Origin of the sequence: Roseisolibacter sp. H3M3-2 (genome assembly GCF_029211165.1) — a bacterium.
Classification (GTDB): Bacteria; Gemmatimonadota; Gemmatimonadetes; order Gemmatimonadales; family Gemmatimonadaceae; genus Roseisolibacter.
Genome location: NZ_JARGEK010000655.1, coordinates 1 through 1,243 on the forward strand (window position 1 = coordinate 1; position 1,243 = coordinate 1,243).

Genomic DNA, 1,243 nt, shown 5'->3' on the forward strand with positions numbered 1-1,243 from the left:
CGTCGAGCGCCGCGTCGGCCGCCGCCGCGTCGTCGGCGGCGGGGCCGTCGTCGGGGTGCACCTGCAGCGACACGCGCGCCGCCCCCTGCGCCCCGTGCGCCAGCGCGTCGGGCGTGTCGAGCGCCAGCAGCCGCCCGCGCGACAGCACCGCCACGCGGTCGGCCAGCGCCTCGGCCTCGTGCAGGTTGTGCGTGCACAGCACGACCGTGCGTCCCTCGTCGCGCGCGAGGCGGCGGATGACGCCGTGCAGCTGCCGCGTCGCCGCCGGGTCGAGCGCGGTCGTCGGCTCGTCGAGGAAGAGGAGGTCGGGGCGGTGCAGCAGCGCGCGGGCGAGCGCCAGTCGCTGCCGCATCCCGCGGCTGAACCCCCCGACGCGGTCGCCTGCCCGCTCGGCCAGCCCGAACTCGGCGAGCCCGGCCTCGATGCGCGGCCCCACCTCGGCGGCGGGGACGCCGTACACGTCGGCCGAGAAGCGCAGCACCTCGCGCGGGGTCAGCCGCTCGTCGAGCCCGGGCACGTCGGTGATGACGGCGGTGCGCCGGCGCAGCACCGCGCCGTCGGCGAGCGGCGACAGCCCCAGCACGCGCACCGACCCGGCGGCCGGCTCGGCGAGCCCGTTGGCGGCGCGGACGGTGGTCGTCTTGCCCGCCCCGTTGTGGCCGAGGAGGGCGACGACCTCCCCGGGGTACGCCTCGAGCGTGAGCCCGTCGACGGCGGTGACGGCGCCGAAGCGGACGGTGAGGCGGTCGATGGCGAGGGCGGGGGCGGCGGGCACGGGGTCGGAGCGGGGGCGGGCGTCGGCGTGGTGCAACCTATGCACGGACGGCGCCCCGTGATCTCCTTCGCCGATACGGACGCCCCCGTCCGCCGTCGTGCCGTCCCCGTCCCGGCGGGCGGCCTCAACGCCTTTCTGGCCGCGCTGACCGCGCTGCGCCCGTCGGAGCGGGCCGCGTACGTCGGCGCGCTCTCCGGCGCGGAGCGCCGGGAGCTGCGGCTGGCCGTGCTGGTCGACGAGGCGGCGGACGAGGGGGTGCGGAGGAGGTTGTCGAGGATGCTCAGCGGGACCTGATAGGGCGTGCTCAGGTACGGCGTGCTCTGGTACGGCGTGCTCTGGTACGGCGTGCTCTGGTACGGCGTGGTCCGGTACGGCGTGACCTTCACCTGTCGGTGGTGGCTCACGTAGGACCGGACCACGCCGTTGTAGACCACGCCGTTGTAGACCACGCCGTTGTAGACCACGCCG

The 1,243-nt window shown here is 76.7% G+C and carries 2 protein-coding genes; one reads left to right on the forward strand and one right to left on the reverse strand.

Features of this window, described 5'->3' with window-relative positions; all coding sequences use genetic code 11:
* On the reverse strand, nt 1-775 hold a 775-nt coding region (locus tag PYV61_RS25490), incomplete at its 3' end, for an ABC transporter ATP-binding protein (RefSeq protein ID WP_275836694.1).
* 57 nt (nt 776-832) lie between these two features.
* On the opposite strand from PYV61_RS25490, the gene PYV61_RS25495 reads away from it, so the two are divergent.
* Nucleotides 833-1,069: a hypothetical protein gene (locus PYV61_RS25495; protein ID WP_275836695.1), complete on the forward strand. Its 237-nt coding sequence runs from the start codon at nt 833-835 to the stop codon at nt 1,067-1,069.
* Nucleotides 1,070-1,243 lie beyond the last annotated feature (174 nt).